This is a genomic window from Comamonas sp. E6, assembly GCF_001010305.1.
In the GTDB taxonomy this organism is placed as follows: domain Bacteria; phylum Pseudomonadota; class Gammaproteobacteria; order Burkholderiales; family Burkholderiaceae_C; genus Comamonas; species Comamonas thiooxydans.
Window position 1 is genome coordinate 273299 of record NZ_BBXH01000007.1, and the last position, 20478, is coordinate 293776.

The 20478-nt window shown below is 65.1% G+C and carries 16 protein-coding genes and 1 pseudogene; 5 read left to right on the top strand and 12 right to left on the bottom strand.

All coding sequences use genetic code 11. The annotated features are described in order from the left end of the window. Positions 1-10 precede the first annotated feature (10 nt). The 4 genes from dnaA (at position 11) to CSE6_RS05570 (ending at position 5934) form a co-directional block, all read left to right on the top strand. Positions 11-1417, top strand: coding sequence for a chromosomal replication initiator protein DnaA (dnaA, locus tag CSE6_RS05555; protein WP_003064795.1), 1407 nt, complete (start codon positions 11-13; stop codon positions 1415-1417). Between the two features lie 182 nt (positions 1418-1599). After that, on the top strand, positions 1600-2721 hold the full coding sequence (gene dnaN / locus CSE6_RS05560; protein ID WP_003064798.1) for a DNA polymerase III subunit beta: 1122 nt from the start codon (positions 1600-1602) through the stop codon (positions 2719-2721). A gap of 148 nt (positions 2722-2869) precedes the next feature. Next, complete coding sequence (gene gyrB / locus CSE6_RS05565; protein ID WP_034351106.1) at positions 2870-5437, top strand: DNA topoisomerase (ATP-hydrolyzing) subunit B; 2568 nt, start codon at positions 2870-2872, stop codon at positions 5435-5437. 26 nt (positions 5438-5463) lie between these two features. Then, positions 5464-5934, top strand: coding sequence for a MarR family winged helix-turn-helix transcriptional regulator (locus CSE6_RS05570; protein WP_050788956.1), 471 nt, complete (start codon positions 5464-5466; stop codon positions 5932-5934). A gap of 14 nt (positions 5935-5948) precedes the next feature. Here CSE6_RS05570 and CSE6_RS05575 read toward each other — a convergent pair whose 3' ends face one another. From CSE6_RS05575 to CSE6_RS05620, 10 genes and pseudogenes are all read right to left on the bottom strand, one after another. Further along, on the bottom strand, positions 5949-6938 hold the full coding sequence (locus CSE6_RS05575) for a tripartite tricarboxylate transporter substrate binding protein (protein WP_059440051.1): 990 nt from the start codon (positions 6936-6938) through the stop codon (positions 5949-5951). Positions 6939-6960: 22 nt separating this feature from the next. Beyond that, on the bottom strand, positions 6961-7689 hold the full coding sequence (locus tag CSE6_RS05580; RefSeq protein ID WP_059440052.1) for an SDR family oxidoreductase: 729 nt from the start codon (positions 7687-7689) through the stop codon (positions 6961-6963). Continuing rightward, positions 7686-8492: a cyclase family protein gene (locus CSE6_RS05585; protein WP_059440053.1), complete on the bottom strand. Its 807-nt coding sequence runs from the start codon at positions 8490-8492 to the stop codon at positions 7686-7688. The genes CSE6_RS05580 and CSE6_RS05585 overlap by 4 nt, the downstream gene beginning before the upstream one ends. Position 8493: 1 nt before the next feature. Continuing rightward, the gene (locus tag CSE6_RS05590; protein WP_059440054.1) at positions 8494-9747 is read right to left on the bottom strand and encodes an SDR family NAD(P)-dependent oxidoreductase; all 1254 of its coding nucleotides are present in this window, start codon (positions 9745-9747) and stop codon (positions 8494-8496) included. Positions 9748-9832: 85 nt separating this feature from the next. Further along, a complete protein-coding gene (locus CSE6_RS05595) occupies positions 9833-11011 on the bottom strand; it encodes a thiolase family protein (protein ID WP_059440055.1) in 1179 nt (392 codons plus the stop codon). A 2-nt stretch (positions 11012-11013) separates the two neighbouring features. Then, positions 11014-11991, bottom strand: coding sequence for a tripartite tricarboxylate transporter substrate binding protein (locus tag CSE6_RS05600; RefSeq protein WP_059440056.1), 978 nt, complete (start codon positions 11989-11991; stop codon positions 11014-11016). A gap of 15 nt (positions 11992-12006) precedes the next feature. Continuing rightward, positions 12007-12354 (bottom strand): annotated as a pseudogene (locus CSE6_RS05605) (ATP-dependent acyl-CoA ligase); the annotation flags it as partial. Between the two features lie 60 nt (positions 12355-12414). Next, the gene (locus CSE6_RS05610; RefSeq protein ID WP_059440058.1) at positions 12415-13911 is read right to left on the bottom strand and encodes an indolepyruvate oxidoreductase subunit beta family protein; all 1497 of its coding nucleotides are present in this window, start codon (positions 13909-13911) and stop codon (positions 12415-12417) included. Between the two features lie 12 nt (positions 13912-13923). Next, positions 13924-16089 carry an indolepyruvate ferredoxin oxidoreductase subunit alpha gene (locus CSE6_RS05615; RefSeq protein WP_059440157.1) on the bottom strand — a complete coding sequence of 722 codons (2166 nt, stop codon included), beginning with the start codon at positions 16087-16089 and terminating at the stop codon, positions 13924-13926. A 998-nt stretch (positions 16090-17087) separates the two neighbouring features. Continuing rightward, positions 17088-17705, bottom strand: coding sequence for a glutathione S-transferase family protein (locus CSE6_RS05620; RefSeq protein ID WP_059440059.1), 618 nt, complete (start codon positions 17703-17705; stop codon positions 17088-17090). A gap of 156 nt (positions 17706-17861) precedes the next feature. Here CSE6_RS05620 and CSE6_RS05625 point away from each other — a divergent pair, with 156 nt between their 5' ends. Next, positions 17862-18269, top strand: a complete 408-nt coding sequence (locus CSE6_RS05625) for a YkgJ family cysteine cluster protein (protein ID WP_059440060.1) — start codon at positions 17862-17864, stop codon at positions 18267-18269. Between the two features lie 18 nt (positions 18270-18287). Here the strand turns inward: CSE6_RS05625 and CSE6_RS05630 are convergent, their stop codons facing one another. Both CSE6_RS05630 and CSE6_RS05635 read right to left on the bottom strand, forming a co-directional pair. Next, positions 18288-19685, bottom strand: a complete 1398-nt coding sequence (locus CSE6_RS05630) for a HAMP domain-containing sensor histidine kinase (RefSeq protein ID WP_059440061.1) — start codon at positions 19683-19685, stop codon at positions 18288-18290. Beyond that, positions 19685-20389, bottom strand: a complete 705-nt coding sequence (locus CSE6_RS05635) for a response regulator transcription factor (protein WP_003065317.1) — start codon at positions 20387-20389, stop codon at positions 19685-19687. Before CSE6_RS05635 ends, CSE6_RS05630 begins: the two co-directional genes overlap by 1 nt. Positions 20390-20478: the final 89 nt, after the last annotated feature.

Consider the following 20478-nt stretch of genomic DNA (forward strand, 5'->3'; position numbering starts at 1 on the left):
ACTTTTGACAATGACAGAGGAACCAACCAATGATGCAGGCCAGGCCCTGTGGCAGGTCTGCGTTGAGCAACTGGGTCAGGAGCTGCCAGAGCAGCAATTCAACACCTGGATCAAGCCGCTGACGGCACTCGTTGCAGAAGATTTTTCCAAGGTCACCGTCTATGTGGCCAACCGCTTCAAGCTGGACTGGATCCGTGCCCAGTATGCGGGCCGCATCTCGGCCATGCTGGAGTCGCTCTACGGCCAACCCGTCACTCTTGAGTTAGCACTTGCTCAGCGGGAAAGCGTTGTTCGCACTTATGTGCGCCCTCCTTCATCGACTCAGCAGGCTGCACCGCAAACGCACAATGTCGCCGTGCCTACCGTCACCAGCGAAGAGGCCAGCGCACCGGTTTTCCGCACCCGATTGAACCCGGCCCTCACCTTCGAGACGCTGGTCGAAGGTACGGCCAACCGCATGGCGCGCTCGGCCGCCATGCATGTGGCAGGCTCGCCCGGTCACCTCTACAACCCGCTGTTCATCTACGGCGGTGTCGGTCTCGGTAAGACCCACCTGGTGCATGCTGTGGGTAACCAGCTGCTCAAGGACAAGCCCGACGCCAAGATTCTCTACATCCACGCCGAGCAGTTCGTCTCGGATGTGGTCAAGGCCTACCAGCGCCGCACCTTCGACGAGTTCAAGGAACGCTACCACTCGCTCGACCTGCTGCTGATCGACGATGTGCAGTTCTTCGCCAACAAGGACCGTACGCAGGAAGAGTTCTTCAATGCCTTCGAGGCCCTGCTGGCCAAGAAGAGCCATATCGTGATGACGTCCGACACCTACCCCAAGGGTCTGGCCAATATTCACGAGCGCCTGGTCTCGCGCTTCGACTCCGGCCTGACGGTGGCCATCGAACCGCCCGAGCTGGAAATGCGCGTGGCGATTCTGATCAACAAGGCCCGCGCCGAGAACGCCGACATGCCCGAGGAAGTTGCCTTCTTCGTGGCCAAGAACGTGCGCTCCAACGTGCGTGAGCTCGAAGGTGCGCTGCGCAAGATCCTGGCCTATTCGCGCTTCAACCAGAAGGAAGTGTCGATCCAGCTGGCCCGCGAGGCGCTGCGCGATCTGCTCAGTATTCAGAACCGCCAGATTTCTGTGGAAAACATCCAGAAGACGGTGGCTGACTATTACAAGATCAAGGTGGCCGACATGTACAGCAAGAAGCGCCCGGCCAGCATTGCCCGGCCGCGCCAGATTGCCATGTACCTGGCCAAGGAGCTGACGCAAAAAAGCCTGCCCGAGATCGGCGAGCTGTTCGGCGGCCGCGACCACACCACGGTGCTGCACGCCGTACGCAAGATTGCGGGCGAGCGCCAGACCAACACCGAGTTGAACCAGCAGCTGCATGTGCTGGAACAAACGCTCAAGGGTTAAGAGCGTGTTCACGATCTGCTCGCGCCGACGTAGAGATCATGACCACGCTCTGAAAAACTCCCCCATGAATGTCACTCACACAGGGCAAAATGGGGAATTCACGCGGCATGAGGGAGCGTCCGCCCTGCCCTGCGGATGCCGCCGCGTCAAAACAAATGCGCACTTAAATCACTGAGGTTGACATGATCGTCCTGAAAGCCACACAAGACAAAGTTCTCGCGGTCCTGCAATCGGTGGCCGGCATTGTCGAGCGCCGCCACACGCTGCCCATTCTGGCCAATGTGCTGATCAAGAAGACCGGCAATGCACTGCAGCTGACAACCAGCGATCTGGAAATCCAGATCCGCACCACGGCCGAGCTGGGTGGCGACGCCGGCGACTTCACCACCACCATCGGTGCCCGCAAGCTGATCGACATCCTGAAGACCATGCCCGGCGACCAGACCGTGAGCCTGGAGACGCAGCAGTCCAAGATGATTCTGAAAGGCGGCAAGAGCCGCTTCACGCTGCAGACCCTGCCCGCCGAAGACTTCCCGCTGGTGCAGGAATCGGCCGCCTTCGGCCCCGCCTTCAGCGTGCCGCAGAAGGTGCTCAAGGACCTGCTGGGCCAGGTCTCCTTTGCCATGGCCGTGCAGGACATCCGCTACTACCTCAACGGCATTCTGTTCGTCGCCGAAGGCAACACCCTGAGCCTGGTGGCCACCGACGGCCACCGCCTGGCCTGGGCCAGCGCCACGCTGGACGTGGAAGTGCCCATCAAGCAGGAAGTGATTCTGCCGCGCAAGACCGTGCTGGAGCTGCAGCGCCTGCTGTCGGACGCCAGCGGCGAGAACCAGCCCGTCATCGAGATGCAGTTTGCCAACAACCAGGCCAAGTTCACCTTTGGCGGCATGGAGTTCGTGACCAAGCTGGTCGAGGGCAAGTTCCCCGACTACAACCGCGTCATCCCGCGCAACCACACCAACAGCGTGACCCTGGGCCGCGCCCCGCTGCTGGCATCGCTGCAGCGCACGGCCATCATGACCAGCGACAAGTTCAAGGGCGTGCGCCTGTCGGTCGAGCCCGGCACGCTGCGCGTGGCGTCCAACAACGCCGAGCAGGAAGAGGCCATGGACGAACTCGACATCGACTACGGTGGCGACACCATCGAGATCGGCTTCAACGTGACCTACCTGATCGATGTGCTCACCAATATGAGCCAGGACATGGTCAAGATCGATCTGCAGGACGGCAACAGCTCGGCGCTGGTCACCATCCCCGAGAACGAAAGCTTCAAGTACGTCGTGATGCCCATGCGCATCTGAGTGGACCGAACGCAGCCAGCCATTTCATTGCCTGAAATAACAGGAGCAGCTACCGCTCGTCCTGTAATGATTTCAGGCAAGTATTCATTTGAAAGTTATGCAGGTCAGGCGCTAACAGCTCCTGACCTTGTAGCAGCAAGGTAATTTCATGACCGAAGAGAACAAGCCAGACACCCAGACCGCCGCAGATGCAGGCGGCTATGGCGAAGGCGCAATCCAGATCCTGGAAGGCCTGGAGGCGGTGCGCAAGCGCCCAGGCATGTACATCGGTGACACCTCGGACGGCACCGGTCTGCACCACCTGGTCTTCGAGGTCGTGGACAACTCCATCGACGAAGCGCTGGCCGGCTACTGCGACGACATTCTGGTCACCATCCATGCCGACGGCTCGCTGTCCGTCATCGACAACGGCCGCGGCATTCCCACCGGCGTGAAGATGGACGACAAGCACGAGCCCAAGCGCTCGGCTGCCGAAATCGCGCTGACCGAGCTGCACGCCGGCGGCAAGTTCAACCAGAACAGCTACAAGGTCTCGGGCGGCCTGCACGGCGTGGGCGTGTCCTGCGTGAACGCGCTGTCCGTCTGGCTCAAGCTCACCGTCAGCCGCGACGGCCGACGCCACGAGATCGACTTCTCGCGCGGCTTTGTGCAAAACCGCCTGATCGAAGTCGTGGACGGCGCCGAAGTCTCGCCCATGCGCGTGGTCGGTGCCAGCGACAAGCGCGGCACCAAGGTGCACTTTCTGCCCGACCAGGAAATCTTCAAGGAGAACTTCGAGTTCCGCTACGAGATTCTGGCCAAGCGCCTGCGCGAGCTGTCCTTCCTGAACAACGGCGTGCGCATCCGCTTGAAGGACGAGCGCGACGGCAAGGAAGACGACTTCTCGGGCGCCGGCGGCGTCAAGGGCTTTGTGCAGTTCATCAACGGCACCAAGAAGGTGCTGCACCCCACCACCTTCCATGCCAACGGCTCGCGCCCAGCGGAAACCTATGGCGGCATTCCCGGCACCGAAATCGGTGTCGAAGTGTCCATGCAGTGGAACGACAGCTATGCCGAGCAGGTGCTGTGCTTCACCAACAACATTCCCCAGCGTGACGGCGGCACCCACCTGACCGGCCTGCGCGCCGCCATGACCCGCGTGATCGGCAAATACATCGCCGATAACGAAATGGCCAAGAAGGCCAAGGTCGAAGTCTCCGGCGACGACATGCGCGAAGGCCTGTGCGCCGTGCTCAGCGTGAAGGTGCCCGAGCCCAAGTTCTCCAGCCAGACCAAGGACAAGCTGGTCAGCTCGGAAGTGCGAGCGCCCGTGGAAGACATCGTGGCCAAGAGCCTGACCGACTTCCTCGAAGAAAACCCCAACGACGCCAAGATCCTGTGCGGCAAGATCATCGAGGCGGCCCGCGCCCGTGAAGCCGCGCGCAAGGCCCGCGAAATGACGCGCCGCAAGGGCGTGCTCGACGGCATGGGCCTGCCCGGCAAGCTGGCCGACTGCCAGGAAAAAGATCCTGCGCTGTGCGAAATCTACATCGTCGAGGGTGACTCCGCCGGCGGCTCCGCCAAGCAGGGTCGCGATCGCAAGTTCCAGGCCATCCTGCCGCTGCGTGGCAAGATCCTGAACGTGGAAAAGGCCCGCTACGAAAAGCTGCTGTCCAGCCAGGAAATCATCACCCTGATCACGGCCCTGGGCACCGGCATCGGCAAGGTCAGCGAAGACTCGGGCAAGAGCAGCAGCGACGACTACAACCCCGACAAGCTGCGCTACCACCGCATCATCATCATGACCGACGCGGACGTGGACGGCGCCCACATCCGTACCCTGCTGCTGACCTTCTTCTACCGCCAGATGCCCGACCTGGTCGAGCGCGGCCATATCTACATCGCCCAGCCGCCGCTGTACAAGGTCAAGAACGGCAAGGAAGAGCTCTACCTCAAGGACGGCCCGGCCCTCAACAAATACCTGCTCAAGATCGCGCTGAACCATGCCAGCGTGAACACCGGCGGCGACAATCCGCGCACCGTCGAGGGCGAAGAACTGGCCAAGCTGGCCAACATGCACCTGGCCGCCGAAACCGTCATCGAGCGCCTGTCCAACTTCATGGATGCCGAAGCCCTGCGCGCCATTGCCGACGGCGTACAGATCAAGCTCGACACCATCGAGGACGCCCAGGAGTGCGCCCCGATTCTGGAAGCCAAGTTGCGCGAGCTGACCACCACCGGCGTGCCCGCCGATGTGACGGCCGAGATCGACCCCAACAGCGAGCACCCCATCCTGCGCATCAGCCGCCATCACCACGGCAATATCAAGAGCTCCATCCTGACCCAGGAGTTCGTGCGCAGCCATGACTACGCCGCTCTGTCCGACGAAGCGCAGAACTTCGTCGGCCTGCTGGGCGAAGGCGCCAAGGTCACGCGCGGCGAAGGCGAGAAGGCCAAGACCGAAAAGGTCGGCGACTTCCGTCAGGCCATGGCCTGGCTGATCTCCGAAGCCGAGCGCACCACGGGTCGCCAGCGCTACAAGGGTCTGGGTGAAATGAACCCCGAGCAGCTCTGGGAAACCACCATGGACCCCAACGTCCGCAGCCTGCTGCAGGTCAAGATCGGCGACGCCATCGAGGCCGACCGCGTCTTCACCATGCTCATGGGCGACGAGGTCGAACCGCGCCGCAACTTCATCGAAGACAACGCGCTGCGGGCGGGGAATATCGACGTTTGATGTCCTCGGGCGACGTGGGTACCAGTATGGATCAGGATTCACAGGAGGCGCATGCGCTGCCTCCCATGCCTTTTGTTGAAGACTATCTGCCGGCGCTGCTAGCGCAGGCCAGCAAGCTAATTTCAGCTGAATTCCATACCGTGGTCGAGTCCGAGGGCTTCTCAATCACCGAGTGGCGAATCCTAGCCTCGCTGACAGGCACCTCCGGCATCAGCACCGGTCGCCTGGCGCAGATCTCGGTCAGCAAGCAGCCAACTGTCACGCGCCTTCTTGATCGCATGGAAGCCAAGGGGTATGTGGAGCGCTTCGCGCACGATACCGACCGACGTCTCACCATGGTGCGCATCGCGCCGGCCGGCCAGACTATTGTGGCCGACCTGATCCGTAAGGCCAAGGAGCACGAGTTGCGAGTGCTGCAGCCCTTCGGCCTCAAGCGCGCCGAAGCGCTCAAGGTCACGCTACGGCGCATCATCGAACTACACCTGCCTCCGGGCTGAGAGGCGGATTCACTTCAATCCGCCTTGATGCCCTGCGTCCTCACGATAGGACCAAACAACGCCGCTTCCTCGCCTACCATGGCCGTCAGTTCAGCGGGCGACAGCGTCATTGGTTCGGCTCCGACCTCTGCAAACCGGGCTTTGATGACAGGCTGCGCGAGCAACCTGTTCAGTTCGCGGTTCATGCGCATCACGTGGGCCGCTGGCATCGCTGCTGGCGCATAGACCGCAAACGGCGTGTCCACGTAGACTTTGCCAAAACCAGCCTCCTCAATCGTGGACACATCGGCAGCATAGGATGGCCGACGTCGGCTTGCCACGGCCAGCAGCTTGAGCTTGCCGGCCTTTACGCTGGGAAATACCGTGCCTGGCACCAGCGCATAGTCGACCTGGCCGGCCATCACGCTTTGGATTGCCGGCGCTGCCCCTCGATAGGGAATGTGCGCCGCGGTGATGCCCGCCGCCTGCTTGAACAGCTCACCGCCCACATGCGGCGTGGTGCCGTTGCCGGCCGATCCGTAGCTGAGCTTGCCGGGGTTGGCCTTCGCATAGGCCACGAATTCGGCCAGCGTGTCCGCCGCCAGCGTTGGCCGCGTCACCAAAAACAACTGGGTATTGGCCAGTAGCGCCACATGCTGCAGGTCCTTAGCAGGCTGGATCGGCATGCGCTCGAACATCAACGGATTGACCGACTCCAGCGTGGTCACGTTGACCAGGAAGGTGCGGCTATCGCTGCCGTTGCGCGCCACCTCCACTGCAGCGACATTACCGCTGGCACCGCTACGGTTGTCGATAATCACAGGCTGACCAAGCGCTTCGCTCAATTGAGGTACCAGCAGGCGCATCAGCACATCGGCCAATCCTCCCGGAGGAAAAGCCACAACAAAGCGTACGGGCTTGCCGGGCCAGACAGCCTGGGACAGCGCCGGAGTGCCGACTATGGTCATAGCCCCTGCCAAGGCCAGCAGGTCTCGGCGGCGTGGAGAGTGAAAGCGTGAGGCCATCAATATGCTCCTGGAAATGGTCCTACAGTGCCAGGCTGCCGACGCTGGTGCCGCCGCAGACGTAGAGTACCTGGCCGGTCACGAAGCTGTTGGCCGCATCGGCGAAGAAGCCGACGGCGCGCGCCACGTCGGCCGACTCGCCGAGCCGGCGCACGGGCACCGAGGCGGCGAGCTGGCGCTCGCGGTCGCTGCCCTGCTCCACCACGTCGTAGAACATGTCGGTGCGGATGGGCCCGGGCGCGACCACGTTGACGGTGATGCCCTCGGGCGCCAGCTCCAGCGCCCAGGTACGCGCCATGCCCTGCATGCCGGCCTTGGTGGCCGAGTAGCTGGTGCGCGTGGCCAGGCCCAGCGCGGCGCGCGACGACAGCAGCACCACGCGGCCGAACCGGCGCGCGCGCATGGCCGGCAGCGCCGCCTGCAGCATCTGCACGGCGCAGCCCAGGTGCAGGTCGACCAGCGCATCCAGGTCGCTGAGCTTCACGTCGGGCAGCAGCGCGGCGCGGATCACGCCGGCGTTGTGCACGATGGTGGTGACCTCGTGCCGCCGCACCATGGCCTGCACGGCCTCGGCCGTAGCAGCGCGGTCGGCCAGGTCTACTTCGATGCTGTGCAGCCGGGGATGGGCTATCTCGGTGCGCCGTCGCGCGAGCGAGACGACTTCGTAGCCCTGCTCCAGCAGTTGTTCGCAGATGACCTTGCCGATGCCGGCGCTGCCGCCCGTCACCGCCGCGATCTTGTTGGGCTTCATGCCTTGCCCTCCACCAGTGCCAGCACGCGCAGCGGGCTGCCGCTGCCGTTCTCGATCTTCAAGGGCGCCGCCACCACCAGCGCGCCGGTGGGCGGCAACTGGTCGAGGTTGGTGAGGCACTGCAGGCCGTACTTGCCGGCGCCGTGCATCAGCGAATGGCAAGGGTACGGCGGGCGCAGGTGGTAGCCCTGGCCGGCGTCGGTGCCTATGGATTCGGTGCCGAAGCCCAGCACGCCGCGCCGCTCGACCAGGAAGCGCACGGCCTCAGTGTCCGGCCCGGGCGTGTGCTGGCCACTGGCGTCGAAGTTCTGGAAGGCCACGGCATCACGCGCCTGCGACCAGCGCCGCGCCCAGTCGGTGCGCATCAGCACCCAGTGGCCCTCGGGAATGCGGCCGTGCGCGGCCTCGAAACGCTCGATGTCGGCCACGCCCATCAGGTAGTCGGGGTCGGCCGCCGCCTGGGCGCTGCAGTCGATCACGCAAGCCGGCGCGATGAAGTGCTGCGGCGGGATGCTGTCCACCGCGTTGTTGGGCAGGTCGCGCCCTGAGATCCAGTGGATGGGCGCGTCGAAGTGCGTGCCCGTGTGCTCGCCGCAGGAGAAGTTGTTCCAGTACCAGCCGGGGCCGCGTTCGTCGTAGGCCGAGATCTGCTCGATGCGGAAGGGCTGGCACTGGCCCATCTCGGGCGGCAGCGCGATGGCGGGGAAGTCGGGACTCAGCGTCTGCGTCAGGTCGACGATGCGGATGCGGCCGGTGGCGATGGCAAGCGCCATGCCGCCAAGGAGTTCGAGGGGGGTCTGCATGTCAATATCCTCCTGCGGCGATTTCGCGCTCCAATACCTTGGGGTTGTGGCGCCAGCGCTCCAGCCATTCCTGGGCAACGTCGCCGGGGTAGATGTCTTCCACGCCCTCTTTCAGCGCCTTCACGATGGCCGAGGCCAGCGCGGCCGGCGCCAGCTTCGGCGGCGGCAGGTTCTGGTTCCATTCGTCGTCGATGGGGCCGGGAAAGACGTTGACCACGCGGATTCCCGCCGCCCGCATCTCGGCGCGCAGGCACTGCGCCAGCGACAGCGCTGCGGCCTTGGAGGCCGAGAAGGTGCCGTGCGGCGGGAAGTTGGCCAGCGCATAGATCGACAGCAGGTTGACCCAGGCCGTGGCATGCGTGGCGCCGTCGGCCGCGCGGCCCTTGAGCGCCGGGCCGAAGCACTGCGCCAGCCGCAGCAGGCCGAGGTAGTTGACCTCCATCTCGGCCTTGGCCACATCGGTGCCGCGCCGCGCGGCGATGCCAAAGCCACGGTGCAGTTCGGCGGTGTTGACCACGATGTCGACCTTGCCGCCGATCTGGCCGGCCAGGGTACTGACCGAGCGCTCGTCGGTCACATCCAGCGGCACCAGCGCGACCTGCGGCAGGGCCGCCAGCTCCGCCAGGCCCGGCAGCTTTTTCCAGGGCTCGGCATGGCCCACCCAGACGAGGTCGGCACCGGCCTTGACCATTGCATGGGCCACGGCCTGGCCGGTGGCGGACTTGCCGTCCGTCACCAGCACCTTGCGGTACTTCGGGTCGCTGGCCATCTCGCGCAGCATGGGGTCGTCAGCCATGTTCTCCGTTCCTTTCTCGGGGTATCCGATCACCACCGCCTGGCCGGCGCGGTCGAGGCGTGCGCCGACGCGCACGCGCTGGGGCGCTTCGCCCACCTCGCCATGCAGGTGCACCATGACGCTGGGGCCTGCGTCGAGCCGCACCATGCCCAGGCGCCAGGGCAGGCGCTCGCGGAAATACAGGTCGTTGCTGTGGGCCAGCGTGGTCGTGGCCAGCAGCTCGCCTGCGCCGCTCTGCGGCTGCCACGGCAGCTCGGGCGACAGGCAGCGGTGGCAGGCCTCGCGCGGCGGGTACTGCACGGCGCCGCAGTCGGCGCAAACCTGCAGCGCGAAGCGGCCTTCGGCCGCCGCGGCGGTGAGCCCCAGCGCCACGCGGCCGCGCGCGGCTGGCGGCAGGTTGATCTGCGGGGTGCGCAGCACCGGGTTCTTGCGCGGGGGCTTGATGAAGGGCATGGTCATGGCGCCTCCGCCGGGGCGCCCCTAGGAGAGCGCCGCGCCCCCTCGGGGGGCAGTGAGCACACGCAGTGCCGAACGTGGGGGTCTTTCATTCGCTTGTCTCCAGGATCACCGCCCCGGTGCACAGGCAGCGGTCGTAGGTCACCATGCCGAATCCGCCCACCAGCCCGGTGCGCGCGCCCGCCACGCCGCGCTCGCCGGCCTGGCCGGTGAGCTGGCGCAGGGTCTCCGTCATGCCGAGAAAGCCGCCGGCCGCGCCCGCCTGCCCACACGAGAGCTGGCCGCCGCTGGTGTTGTGCGGAAAGTCGCCGGCATACGTCAGGTCGTTCCCGCGCACGAAGGCCGGGCCCTCACCCTTGTCGCAAAAGCCCAGGTCCTCGATCTGCATCATCGCGATCACCGGGTAGTCGTCGTAGGTCTGCAGCAGGTCGATGTCCTGCGGCGCGAAGCCGGCCTGGGCATACAGGTCGGCGCAGTCCATGCGCCAGCCGCCGCGCAGCATCACCGGGTCGTCGGCATAGGCGTTGTGGCGCTCGATCGCGCCGCGCAGCAGCACATGCGGCAGGCCCAGGTCGCGCGCTCGCTCGGGCGCCATCACTAGGAAGGCCTCGGCGCCGGCGCAGGGCATCACGCAGTCGAACAGGTGTATGGGATCGGAGATCGGCCGCGCCGTCATGTACTCATCGAGGGTCAGCGGCTTCTTGAACAGCGCGTTGGGGTTGCACAGCGCGTTCGCCCGCTGGGCCACCGCGATGCGGCCGAAATCCTCGCGCCGCGCGCCGTAGCTGCGCATGTAGCTCGCGGTGACGAAGGCGAACATCGAGTTCGGCCCGCCCGCACCATAGGGATAGCTGGCGTCGCGGGCGAAGTCGCTGAACGCGCCCAGCGTCTGGCGGAACGAATCCACATGGTTGGTATCGGCCGCCACGCAGGCCACCACCTCGGCGTCGCCGCACTGCACGGCGCGGGCCGCGCGGCGCAGCGCCATCACGCCCGAGGCGCCGCCGGTGGGGATGTGGTCGAGCCAGCGCGGCGACAGGCCCAGGTGCTGGGTCACGCCCACGGCCGTGTCGGGCGCCAGCGAGAAGCTGCTGACCGTGAGGCCGTCGATCTGCTCCTTGGCCAGCCCGCTGCCTGCAAGCAGACCACGCACGGCCTGGCCCAGGAACCAGTGCGCGCCCCGGATGGAGTAGCGCTCGTAGGGCACGGTGACGGGCACGGCCAGCGCCACGCCCTCGTAGCCCCTGCGTCGGATGTATGCGGTCATGTTCAGTCCAGCCTGATGCCGGCCGCGCGGATGATGCGACCGAATTTCTGGGTGTCGCCCTGGATGGTCTGCGCGAACTGCTCGGGCGTGCCGGCCACCACCGTCATGCCCACGCCGGACAGCAGCTCGCGCGTCTGCGGCATCTGCAGGATGCTGGCCAATTCCTGGTGCAGCCTGGCTATGACGGGCTGGGGCGTGCCGGCCGGCACCACGAAGCCGATCCAGGTGAGCAGATCGACGCCGGGCACGCCGGATTCGGCCAGCGTGGGGACATCGGGCAGCAGCGGGTTGCGCTGCGCGCTGGTCACCGCCAGCGCCCGCACCTTGCCGCCCTTGATGTAGGGCATGGCCGGGCCCAGCGCATCGAAGATCAACGGCACCTGGCCACCCACCGTGTCCGTCATCGCTGGCGCGCCGCCCTTGTAGGGCACGGCCAGCAGGTCCGCGCCGGTCGCGCTCTTGAAGACCTCGCCCGCAACCTGCGCCGGCATGGCACCATGCGCATAGGCCAGCTTGCCGGGCTGCGCGCGCGCCGCCGCCAGCAACTCGGGCACCGTGCGTGCACTGACCGACGGGTGCGCCGCCAGCACCATGGGCATGGTGATGGCCAGCGTCACCGGCGCAAAGCTCCTGGCCGGGTCGTAGGGCAGCTTGCCGTACAGGCTCTGGTTCATGGCCAGCGTGGAATCGATGGCCACGAACAGCGTATAGCCGTCTGGCGCCGCCTTGGCGGCCGCCTCGGCAGCGATGATGGTGTTGCCACCGGGCCTGTTGTCCACCATGACGGGCACCTTCCAGCGCTCACCGAGGCGCGCCGCCACGGTGCGGGCCACCAGGTCGCTGCCGCCGCCGGGTGGAAAGGGCACGATGATGCGGATGGGCTTGCCGGGATAGGCATCCTGCGCGGCTGCGCCGCAGACCAGGCAGGCGCTGCACAGCAGCAGGGCCAAAGATCGTTTCAGGAAGGGCAAAGCTCGCATGGAAGCTCCTTCGGGTCAGCGCTTGAGCTGGATGCCGGCCGCTTCGCGGTCCCAGGTCTGCTCGGTGATGCCGCGCTCGCACAGCTTGAACTTCTGCACCTTGCCGTTCTCGGTGGCGGGCAACGCGGCCATGAATTCGAGGTAGCGCGGCACCGCGAAATACGCCATGCGCGGCTCGCAGAAGCGCACCAGCTCCACCGGGTCCAGCGCGGCGCCTTCGCGCGGCACGATGGCGGCCATGACCTCGTCCTCGGCCAGCTCGCTCTTCACCGGAAACACCGCCGCCACGGCCACGGCCGGGTGGCTGAGCAGCACCTGCTCGACCTCGTAGGATGAAATGTTCTCGCCGCGCCGGCGGATCAGCGGATTCAGTTGGTCGGCGGCGACGACTTCGACAGCAATCGTTTCCATGGAGGTTCTCCTTCAGGCCAGGGCATGGCGCGCGAGCGCGGCCCGCAATGTCTTGCCGTGTTCATCGGCCAGCGCTGCCTCGCGCAGCTCGCGCAGCGTGGCCGGGGCCAGGCGCCGGCCCGCTACGCGCACCGCGTCCATCAGGTGCAGGTAGTTGGCCAGGCCGCGCGCATGGGTGTCGCTGTAGCCCTTCACAAGGCGCTGGCACTGCGCCACCTCCACCGCCAGCGCGGGGTTGTGCTGCGCGGCCGCTTCGATGTGCGCCAGCCACTGCTCGATGCGCGTGTTCTCGATCTCGTAGCGCAGCGTGCGCCGCCGCATGCCGCGCAGCCGCGACAGGCCCCACAGCAACAGGTAACCGCGCAGCGAGCTGGTGACAACCACCCGGCCCTCACGCGTGAAGCGCGCCAGCAGGCGGTGCACGGCATGCGGACGCTGCAGCCAGCGGCCCAGGCCGGCCGGCAGGGTCTCGCAGATCTCCTCGATGCGCGGGTGCATGAATTCATTGATCGCCAGTTGCTGGCCCTGCTGCACCCCCACCTCGGACTGCACGCGCGCAAAGCGCTGGGCGCGCGTCTTGAGGTCGGCCACGCGGATGGTGTCCTCGTAGCTCATCCACAGCGCGAGATGCCGCGCCGTCTCGCGCAGCAGCAGGCCGGAGCCTTCGGCCAGCACCTGCACCCGCGCCAGGCGGTCGAGGTAGAGCGCGGCATAGTCCGGGTCCTGGTAGTCGAGCATGCGGCGCACGCCCTCGATGATCACTGGTCGCGCGTCGGCCGCAAAGCCCTGCTCCACGCGCTGCAGCAGCGCCGCCACCTGGGGATCGCGCGGCGTGGCCACGGCGACTGCGGCTGTTGCCGTTGCAGGCGATGCACTGTCCGCCTGCTGCGCCTGATCGCATGCGCCGCCAAAGGCCCCGAGGCTGGCCTTGACGCCCACGCCGCCGCGCTCGATCGTGGCCTCGAACTGCGCGCGGTTGAAGGGCAGGACGCCCGTGCCCGCCAGCGCGCCGAACAGCACGGCGCTGACCACGCTGCCGCTGGCCTGCGCAGCCGCGGCCATGTCGAAGCGCACGAAGCGCCTGGCGGCGCGCCCGGCATGGGCCAGCAACTGGGCGTCGTCCACGCGGCCGTCGCCCATGGCCGTCTTCTCGGCGATGGAATAGACGCGGTGCGTGGAGGAGATCAGCGTGGTACGGTCCGGCGTGACCAGGCCGCGCTGCACCGCGCGGCCGGCCTCCATCAGCTCGGATGCCAGCACCACGTCTACATCGCCCGGCAGCGGCATCAGCGCCAGCACGGGCTGCGCCCCGTCGCGGCGCGCCTGCTCCGCCGGGTACAGCTCGACGTAGTAGATGGTGGCGCCGGTGCGCTGCGCCACCCCGGGCACCGAGGTGGTCTGGGCGATGTAGTCGTTGTGCTCCGCGAGGTCGACGATCCAGTCGGCCAGCACGCCGCCGCCCTCGCCGCCCATGGCGAGGATCGCAATCTTGATGGGTTGGGTTTTCATGGCAGTGTCAGCTCAAAAGGCATGGCGGTCGAGGCGGCGCTGGTCGCGGCCCTGCAGCCAGCCGATCACGGCGCCGCGCAGGCGCTGGCGCAGGCGGTCCCAGCGCGTGGGGTTGCTCACGATCTGCGTGCGGTAGAACGAGGGGCAGAGCACGGCCGCGTGCGACACCTCGCCGCACAGGCCGCAGCCCACGCAACTGTCGATAACGGTCGCCACCGGGTCGGTGCGAAGCGGATCGGGGTTGGGCTTGATAGACAGCGACGGGCAGCCGGAGAGTCGGATGCACGAATGATCGCCCGTGCAGGTGTCGGAATCGACGCCGAAGCGCTCGCGCACCACGCGCTCGCCGCGCGCCGCCGCGGCCCGCTGCTGCGGTTTGATGCGGCGCTGCTTGTTGAGCATGCATTCGCTTTGCGCCACCAGCACCTTGGGGCCCTGCTCCTTGGTGGTCAGCGCCTCGCGCAGCGTGCCGACCATGGTCTTCAAGTCATAGGTGCGGCGCACGGTCTTCACCCAGTTCACGCCCACGCCGCGCACCGCCTTCTCGATCGCATGGTTGGTGCTGCGCGTGGGGTTTTGTGCCGCCGACGAGAGGATGTCCTGCCCGCCGGTGGCCGAGGTGTAGCTGTTGTCGACGACGATGGTCAGGTTGTCGCTCTTGTTGAACACCGCGTTGGCGATGCCGCTGGTCAGGCCGTTGTGCCAGAAGCCGCCATCGCCCATGACCGAGATCACGCGCTTGCCGCCTTCCTTCGGCTGCGGGGGATTGAAGGCCGCCGCCCCTGCGGCGCCCAGGCCGTATCCCATCGTGGTGTTGCCCAGGTTGAAGGGCGGCAGGATGGAGAACAGGTGGCAGCCAATGTCGGCGCTTACATGGTGCTCGCCCAGCTCGCGCTCGACCAGCTTCATGGCGGTGAAGATCGGCCGCTCGGGGCAGCCGGTGCAAAAGCCCGGCGGGCGCGCCTGCACGCTGGCCTCGATCGGGCGCTCCGGCTCGGGCGGAGCAGGTTGCAGCGGAATGATCTTGCGCGGCGCGGGCTGCGGCTGCAGCCGGCCATGTGCTTCGAGGAAGGCGCGCAGCCCCTTGAGCACGGCGGCCGTGGTGTACTCGCCTGCGGCGGGCAGCACGTCCTTGCCATGCAGTTGGGTAACCGAGTCGGCTTGGCGCAGGATGGTCGCCACGTTCTGCTCGACGAAGTTGGGCTGGCCTTCTTCCACCACCAGCAGGGCGCGCTTGCCCTCGCAAAAGCGCAGCAGCTCGCCATCCACCAGCGGGTAGGCCACGTTCATCACATACAGCGGAATCTGCGTGTTGCCATAGGCATCGGCCAAATCAAGTTGCTGCAGCGCGCGGATCAGCGTGTTGTAGCTGCCGCCCTGGCAGGCGATGCCGATGTCGTCCGCGCCTTCGGCGAAGAACTCATTGAGCCCACGCTCCTCGATGAAACGCACGGCAGCCGGCCAGCGCTGCTTCAGCTTTTCCTGCTCGTGCAGGAAGCTCGCCGGCGGCAGCACGATGCGGTCCACGTCGCGCTGCGGCCGGGCCATGGCCTGCTCGATGGTGTAGGCCAGCCGGCGGTTGTCGCTGGCGGTGAACTGGCCGTGCACATGGCAGGCGCGGATGCGCAACTGCAGCATCACGGGCGTGTTGCTGGCCTCGGACAGCTCGAAGCCGTCCTTCACAGCCTGCACAATGCCCGGCAGGTTGGGGCGCGGGTCGAGCAGCCATATCTGCGACTTCATCGCGAAGGCGTGGCTGCGCTCCTGCATGATGGACGAGCCCTCGCCATAGTCCTCGCCGACGATCACCAGCGCGCCGCCCTTGACGCCGCCCGAGGCCAGGTTGGCCAGCGCATCGGACGCCACGTTGGTGCCCACCGTGGCCTTGAAGGTCACGGCGCCACGCAACGGGTAGTTGACCGACGCGGCCAGCGTGGCGGCGGCCGTGGCCTCGCTGGCGCTGTTCTCGAATCGGATGCCGTGCTCGGCCAGGATGTCCTGCGCATCGGCCAGCACGTCCATCAGGTGCGAGATGGGCGCGCCCTGGTAGCCCGCGACATAGTTCACGCCCGACTCCAGCAGAGCCTTTGTCACTGCCAGGATGCCCTCGCCGTGGAATACCTCGCCCGCGCCCAGGCGGAGCTTCTTGACCTCTTCGACAAACGAGCGTTCTGCCATCGCAAGATCCTTCACAGGGCCCGCGTGGGAACGGGCATTTATGATTTTGGATGAATATGGCACGTATTACTTTAAAAATAAATATATCCAAAATCATTGTTTTCCCTAGCTTAAAAGGGGATGACAAATACCGTGTCACGGATCAAAAGCAGTGTGAAAACGCCTAGCGCACGCAATGGCCCATGCATGTGCGCCAAGGGGAGAGTGGTTCTGGAGACCCCGGGACGGTCCAGGATCAGGCACACGCCTGCCACTGTGGCCAAAGCCAAGAGCACCGAGGCCATGGATCTGATAGCGGCTAGCGGCTACCAGGAGATCGCTTCAGGCTGATTTGCGTTGAAATTCGAGCAATTTCAGCATCACACCCGATGTTCACAAGATGGGATTTGCCAGCTCTGGGCCGTGCTGCTGCAGCGGAACTACGCTGGTTCCGGGAATCCAAATCCGCCTTTGCCTTCAGCATTGCATAAAGTTGCCCAGATACACGGAAGCCACTCGGAACTCAATGTCTAGTTGCACCTTATTTGCCGATCACCCCAGGCCATTCATGATGGTGTTGCACAGCGAATTGCGCAGATCCGGTGAGCTGTTGAACTGCTCCTTGCAGACCGCTTGATCAGCATCTGCTCTTACAACAACTGGCCCTTAAGCACACCACCGACATACAGAAGTTGCTCACAGTCGGTCAATTCGACCTCGAACACGTCATTCACCTTTTCGATGATTTCTGCCGAATAGGCTTTTTTCCTTCTCCGGCACCGGTCCACTACCCATGGCCTGGACCCTGTAGGTGCCAGCCTGGCTCAGACCCATGATTTCCTTGTCCACTTTTTTGAGCGAGTGATCGCGCTATCGCGTACCGTGAAGAGAGCCTATGGCCCTCTCCCATTGGGACGCAATCAGGCCTGCCACAGCCCTCGTCACAAGCGCTATGGCAATTCACCGATACGCTGGCAGGCGTATTTCTTATCCCTTCACGTCCGGCATTTGAGATGCCGTCAGCCCAGCCTCTGCACCGAAGCCCTGGCCTTCACGCGCTCGAAATGGGCCGCCACGCGCGGGAATTCGGCGATGTCCACGCCGTCGCCCTTGAGCCAGCCGGCCACGGTGTAGAGATAGCCGTCGGCCACGGTGAACTGCTCGCCCATCACCCAGGTCTTGTCGCCCAGATAATGCTCTTCGATCACAGCAAAGCAGTCGCGCATGTTCTGGGGCACCTTGGCGCGCATGGCGGCCTGGGCGGCCTCGTCGTCGGCCCAGCGCGAGGCGCGCGGACGGTGGGCGTGGGCGATGTGCGCGGTCGATGCCAGATAGGCATTGAATTCCTGCATCTGCGCTAGCGCAAAAGGGTCATCCAGCGGCGCCAGCCTTGCCTGCGGATGGGTCTGCGCCACATACAGCAGCAGCGCAGGAGTTTCGGTCAGCACGCCGCGTTCCGTGGCCAGCGCGGGCACCCTGCCCTTGGGGTTGATGCTCAGGTATTCGGGGCTGCGCTGCTCGTTGTCGGCAAAGCTCAGCGTCTTGAGCGTGAACTGGGCATCGGCCTCATAAAGCGCAATCAGTACGGCCTGCGCGCAGGTGCCAGCTGCGTAGTAAAGCGTGGTTTGGCTTGCCAAAATCGTTCTCCCGTGGATGGTGATATGCCTGTGCAGTGTAGGCTGCTGCGCAGCCGGCTCAATCCCATGAGCCGGGTCTGCTCATAGCAATGGCGCAAGGCAGACATCGACATCTCATGGCAGCATCGCGCTTCTCCCAGAAGTGCCCCACCCGAAATGAAATCCTCCATCCGCATTGTTGACGTCGACCGCCTGGAAACCTGGAGCAAGTACAAGGCCGGCATGTGCGACAGCTGCGCAGCCAATTGCTGCACCATGCCGCTGGAGGTACGCCTGCCTGATCTGGTGCGCCTGGAACTGGTGGACCCGTTCGAGGTCGAAAACATCGATCCCAAGCTGATCGCCAAGCGGCTGCTGAAGATGCGCCTGATCGACCACTTCAACCCCAAGCACGAGATCTTCACCATGGCCCGCCGGGCAGGTGGAGACTGCAACTTTCTGGACAAGAACACGCGCCGTTGCACGGTCTATGAAAAGCGCCCGGAGACCTGCAGATTGCATCCCAAGAAGGGGCCCAAACCGGGGTTCTGTGCCTACGGCAACAAGGCGCTTTCGCAGATCTGAAAGCTTCTGGGCAGCGCTTCAGACATCGGCCACGGCAGGCAGCCAGATGCGCGCCACCATGCCCGGATTGGCGTTGTGAAAACTGAGCTTGCCGCCATGCAGCTGGACAATGGCCAGCACACTGGCCAGGCCCAGTCCGTAGCCTGGGCGATCCGATTCTGCGCGATAGAAACGGGTAGTCATTTTCTCCAGAGTCTGAGGATCTGCGCCCGGTCCCTGGTCCTGCACGGTGATCTCCACCCCCCATACGCCATCGCTGCCCTGCTCCTGCGCCGGGGCCGCACGCAGCAGCACGTCAGCGCCATGAACATCATCGGATGACGCTCCGTATTTGATAGCGTTATCAACAAGATTGGAGACGGCGCTGGCCAACAAGTCACCATCGCCCAGGGCCTGAACACCTTGCTGCACATCCAGCCTGAGAATGCCGCCGGCGTCTTCCACCAGCGGCTCGTAGAAGTCCACCACATCGACCAGCAAGGCCTGCAGATCAACCGGCGCAAAGCTCTTGCGGCTGGCTCCGCTTTCCACTTCGGCAATCTGCAAAAGCTTCTCGAACACCACACCGAGTTCAGCGACTTCTTCGGCCACCAGCGCCAGCGTGGCGGACTGCATTTCGGGGCTGGCCTGCTGCGCGTTGCGCAGGCGCAGCAGGATGCGCGTCAGCGGCGTTCTGAGGTTGTGCGCAATGCTGTTGGAGACATGACGTATGCCTTCCATCAACTGCTCGAGCCGATCGAGCATGGCGTTGATATCGCGGTTGAGCAGCGTGAATTCATCGCCGCGCTGATCGACCGGAATGCGCTGTCGCAAATCGCCCGCCGCAACGCGCGACATGGTGTTGCGAATGGCTGCCGCGCGCTCATCCACCACACGCCTGAAGACCATGGCACCGATCAGGGCCATGATGCAGGCTGCAACGGCCGCCAGCAAGCTGGCCTGACCGAACAGCTCCTCCATGTCGCGCTGCAGCTGCATGTCGCTGCCTACGGCCAGCAGATTGCCATTGGGCATTTCGACCACGGCAACCCGGCCCACCATAAGCCGCCCGTTGCGCTTCACGGTCAGCTCGCGCACGCCCATGATGCTGAGCTTGCGCGGAGGATAAACCTCGGCATTGCTGACAATGGTCTCGCCCTGCGGGTTCATGAGAATGAGGATTTCCGTGTCGGTATTCACACCGTCACGAATGGTCTGCAGTATCTCGCTTTCCAGCGCTCCGGGGCCGTATTTGGCCGAGTGCTCGGTCAGTCTGCGCACATGGTTTTCAGCCTGCTTGTCGAGCCTCACCCGCACCACGCCCACGGTCTGCACATAGAAGACGGCCAGCACAATGGCCATGGTCAGAACCAGGAGGCCGCCATAGCTGAGTGCCAGCCTGAAGGCCAGCGAACTCCAGGGTCTGGAGCGCATCATCAGACCACCTCGGGCAGGTCTTGCGGCTGGTCCGAAAGGCTGTATCCCACACCGCGCACGGTATGAATGAGAGGCGTGGCAAAGCCTTTGTCCACCTTGCTGCGCAGGCGGCTGATGTGCACGTCGATCACATTGGTCTGCGGATCGAAGCGGTAATCCCAGACCGACTCCAGCAGCATGGTGCGCGTGACGATCTGGTGCGCGTGCTGCATGAGGAACGCCAGCAGGCGGAACTCGCGCGGCTGCAACGACAGCGGCTGGCCGGCGCGCTCGGCGCTGCGCGAAATCAGGTTGACGCGCAGATCGGCCACCTGCATCTCGCGCGTGGGAGCCGGGATCTGGGCGCGGCGCACCAGGGCTTCGAGCCTTGCCGAAAGCTCGGAAAATGCAAAGGGCTTGGTCAGATAGTCATCGCAGCCGGCCTTGAGCCCGCGCACTCTCTCGTCCGTGGCAGACAAGGCACTGAGCACCAGCACCGGCGTCTGCTTGCCCATGGAGCGCAGTGTCTGCAGAATCTGCAGCCCGTCAAAGCCATTGGGCAACATGCGGTCGAGGATGATGACATCCCAGTTCTCGCCAACGGCCTGTGCAATGCCTTGCACGCCGTCACCGCAGACGCTGACATGCGCGCCTTGCTGGCGCAACCCTTCAGCGATGTAACGCGCGTTGAGCGCATCGTCTTCGATGATGAGGTAGCGGTACATGCTGAGTCTGTCTCTGGCCGTTGGTGGACAGACACTATAAGCCGTTGCCTCCACCTTCGCAGCCGAAGACGCAGCGGCATCAGGAGGTG